The organism is Dietzia sp. DQ11-38-2, from assembly GCF_014145055.1.
Lineage (GTDB): Bacteria > Actinomycetota > Actinomycetes > Mycobacteriales > Mycobacteriaceae > Dietzia.
The window spans coordinates 1-3,381 of sequence record NZ_JAALDW010000073.1 but is presented as its reverse complement, the minus strand read 5'-3'; the positions used below and the strand labels follow the sequence as shown (position 1 = coordinate 3,381).

The following is a 3,381-nucleotide window of genomic DNA, read 5'->3' as shown; positions in this document are numbered from 1 at the left end:
GGTGGCCAGGTCGGTGGCCGGGGCGGTGGCCGGGTCGACGCCCCCGGCGAGCGCGAACCGCACCAGCCCGACCTGGGCCTCGATCGCGTCGAGCATCCGCTCCCGCGTCAACCCGGGGCTCATACCCGCGTCGCCGCCTCGTTCGATCCGATCGATCCACTGTCCTCGGTGCCCGGCCGGCGCCGGGTGAAGTCGATCTGCCGCCCCGCGTTGGACACGGCCACCACGGTCCCGGTGCCGAACACGCCGTCCCGGTCGAACAGCGATGCGCTGCCCACCGCCACGCCCGCGTCGCTGAGGTGCTCGTCGGCCTCGATCCCGATGTCGCCCGAGCGGGGCAGACGGGCCAGCGCCACGGTGAGGTCGGCGTTGATGAAGCCGATGCCCTCGTCGCCCCAGTGGGACATGAGGCTGGTGGACTCGGCGAGGGTGACGGCGCGCTGGAAGGGCGTGGCGTCCTCACCGGCCACCACGTCCAGCGGACGCAGCCAGAAGCGTTTGCGCTGGTCATTCTGGTGCGCACCCATGTCGCGGCTCCACGCCTCCCCCTGGTCTCCGCTGCCGAAGAAGACGTTCGATCCCGGCGTGTCCTCGAGCGGGTCCGCCTCGGGCGGGGCCCCGACGCGCCGGCCCGAGCGCCACACGTTCCCGGGTGGCTGCTCGCCCCGGCGCAACTGGACCAGAGTGCCGCGGGCCACGAGAGCGCCCTCCTGCAGCATCCGGACATCGGCGACCCGGATGCGGTTGCCAGCCCGGACCTCTTCCGTCACGGCGAACAGCGGTTCGGTGCGGACCGGCGCGAAGAGGTCCACGGTGAGTCGGGCGGGGTGGAACCCCTCCGCCCCGTGCTCGGACTCGAGCGCACGAGCGGCGGCCACCACCACGGCGGGCCCGTTGACCATCGTGTCCGACCACGCGCTGCGGGCGTACCTGGTGGGGATGTACGCCCCGGAGTCGTCGACAGTGAAGAACGACCGCTCGCCCATGGATTCAGCCCACCATTCCGGTTGAGGAGTTCGCGGGCCCGTGTGGTGTGGCCCGGCGGCCCTGCCCTGCAGCCCAGGACCGCAACACGGCCGCGAGTTGAGTCTCGAAGTACTGCTCGGCGCTGGGGGACTGACGCCACACGCTCAGTTCCAGCGACACGACCCCGTGCAGTGAGGCCCAGATCGCCGTGGCCGCCTCGTGGACGTCCGAGGCCCGGAAGACCCCCTCGTCTACGAGCGCGTCGACGATCTCGAGCAGTGGTTCCCTCCACCGGGGGTCCCGGCGGCCCGTCTCGGTGCGGGGCGAACGGACGGGCTCCCCCACCACGAGCGCGTACAGCCCCTGGTTCTCCAGCGCCCACCGTCGGTAGGCACGGCACAGGGATCGCATGTCGGTCTCGACACTGTCGTGGCGCAGTGACTCGCGCAGCGCCTCGGCGAGCATCCGGTCCGCCTCCTCCGCGACCGCCGCGAGCAACCCGGACTTGCCCCCGAACATCGTGTAGATGGCGGTGGTGGAGGTGCCCTGTGAGGCGGCCAGCGGCCGCAGTCCGAGCTTCTCCGGCGCCGCGCTCCGGAGCCGGCGCGTCGCCTCGCGCAGGATCCCCAGCCGGAGGGCCTCGTCGTACTGGGCGTGGGGAGGGGCGCCGGAGGTGCCGCGGGAGGGGGAACGGGTCACCCGGGAAGAGTACGACGACGACGTCGCGATCGCGTCACAACGCCGTGGCGTGTCCACCGAAAACACTGTTGCCGTACCGCCGGCGCGCCGCCCGTCCCCTGCCCCCGCGGTCGCGCCGCGCCTCCCGCGGACGCCGTGACAACGGTGTCCCACCTGCCGTGACGGCGTTCCCGCGGCTCTACGCTGTGACCCATGCCCACTCTCAACCGTCACGATTCCGTCTTCGTCCTCCGCTTCGCCGAGCCGGACGACCCGGCGGACGCCCCGGACAACGCCTTCTCCCCGGAGTTCCTGGACTCCCTCGACGCCGCGCTCACCGAGGTCGAGGCGTCCGAAGGACCGGCGGCACTGGTCACGACCGGGGCCGGGAAGTTCTACTCGAACGGTCTCGACCTGTCGGTCGTCGCCTCCGATCCCACCGGACTGCCCGCGTACGTCTCACGGGCCCAGCGGTTGTTCGCCCGGGTCCTGCGGCTCGAACTACCGACGGTCGCGGCGATCAACGGCCACGCCTTCGGAGCCGGCGCGATGCTGGCCCTGTCTCACGACCACCGCGTCATGCGCGCCGATCGCGGATTCTGGAACCTGCCCGAGGCGCAGCTCGGCATGCCGTTCCCCCCGGGGATGAACGCGCTCATCACCACACGCCTCACGCCCGGGGTGGCGAGCACGGCGATGCTCACCTCGAGGCGCTACCCGGCGTCCGACGCGATCGAGGCCGGGATCGTCCACGAGGCGGCCGAGGCCGACGCGGTGCTGGACCGCGCCGTGGCGGTGGCGGCGGAGATGGCTCCGCTCCGTGGGGCCAACTACGCGGGGATCCGCGCGGGACTCGTCGCCGCCGCCCTGTCGCACCTGGACGCACCGATTACTCAGCTCTGAGCGGACAATTCCCGCGGCGTCACCGCGTCCTTCCACCAATTCCGGTCGCCGACCGGGTGGGGCGTGTCCGCCGGGTGGGGAGACCTGCGAATAGAACGAGGGCCCGCACCCCGTCACCGGGGATGCGGGCCCTCGATTGCGTGGTCAGTTCGCGGCGGCGTAGGCCTCCATCACGTCGGCCGGGATGCGGCCACGGTCGGAGACCTCGAAGCCGTTTTCCCTCGCCCATTCACGAATGATCTTGGTATCGCCCGACGAGGACTTGGCGGCAGCCTTGCGAGCCGGCTTGCCCCTGGTCGCGGTCACGCGGTGACCAGCGGCGATGTACGGGGCCATGACATCCCGGAAGGCTTGGGCGTTCTCGTCGCTCAGGTCGATGGAGTATTCCTTGCCCTCGAAGGCGAACGAGAGGGAATTAGCCTCGTCACCCAGTTCTGTTCCGTCGAGGTCATCGATGTACTTGACCTGGAATTGCTGCGCCACTGTCACTCCCTAGCTGGTTGCCGTTACTACTGCACAACAGTATGCACAATTTCTGCATATTATGCGTGATCACATTAGTTGACCAATGTCGATAATAGTCTGACCTTTACCGTGTCGGGAACTCCCGGTTCGGAGAGGCGGTTAATCCCGCCGAATTCTCTCGATATAACCGGACGATCAGATCGACTATCTCCGGGTTGGCGCCGAGCGGCCGCGAGGTCGCGTCCGCTCCGGCCGCCGCCAGACGATCCGCGAAGAACCCGGGAGCGAGCAGGTGGGTCGCAACGGCCACCCGGCGGTGCCCCCGCTCCCGGAATCCGGCGATCGCGTCGGCGACGGCCGGGGCGGCGG

4 protein-coding genes and 1 pseudogene are annotated in these 3,381 nt (G+C 70.3%); 1 reads left to right on the top strand and 4 read right to left on the bottom strand.

What is annotated here, in order from left to right; translation table 11 throughout:
- Positions 1 to 119 precede the first annotated feature (119 nt).
- A complete protein-coding gene (locus tag G6026_RS03025) occupies positions 120 to 986 on the bottom strand; it encodes an acyl-CoA thioesterase domain-containing protein (protein WP_107755329.1) in 867 nt (288 codons plus the stop codon).
- A gap of 4 nt (positions 987 to 990) precedes the next feature.
- Complete coding sequence (locus G6026_RS03020; RefSeq protein WP_107755328.1) at positions 991 to 1,665, bottom strand: TetR-like C-terminal domain-containing protein; 675 nt, start codon at positions 1,663 to 1,665, stop codon at positions 991 to 993.
- A gap of 192 nt (positions 1,666 to 1,857) precedes the next feature.
- On the opposite strand from G6026_RS03020, the gene G6026_RS03015 reads away from it, so the two are divergent.
- Complete coding sequence (locus tag G6026_RS03015) at positions 1,858 to 2,547, top strand: enoyl-CoA hydratase/isomerase family protein (RefSeq protein WP_107755327.1); 690 nt, start codon at positions 1,858 to 1,860, stop codon at positions 2,545 to 2,547.
- A 144-nt stretch (positions 2,548 to 2,691) separates the two neighbouring features.
- Here the strand turns inward: G6026_RS03015 and G6026_RS03010 are convergent, their stop codons facing one another.
- On the bottom strand, positions 2,692 to 3,030 hold the full coding sequence (locus tag G6026_RS03010; RefSeq protein WP_107755326.1) for an Lsr2 family protein: 339 nt from the start codon (positions 3,028 to 3,030) through the stop codon (positions 2,692 to 2,694).
- Between the two features lie 106 nt (positions 3,031 to 3,136).
- Positions 3,137 to 3,381, bottom strand: a pseudogene (locus G6026_RS16930) (hypothetical protein); the annotation flags it as partial.

Excerpts from the sequence above, each read along its gene's own strand:
- G6026_RS03015 (WP_107755327.1), top strand. The coding sequence starts at position 1,858 with ATGCCCACTCTCAACCGTCACGATTCCGTCTTCGTCCTCCGCTTCGCC.
- G6026_RS03025 (WP_107755329.1), bottom strand. The coding sequence starts at position 986 with ATGGGCGAGCGGTCGTTCTTCACTGTCGACGACTCCGGGGCGTACATC.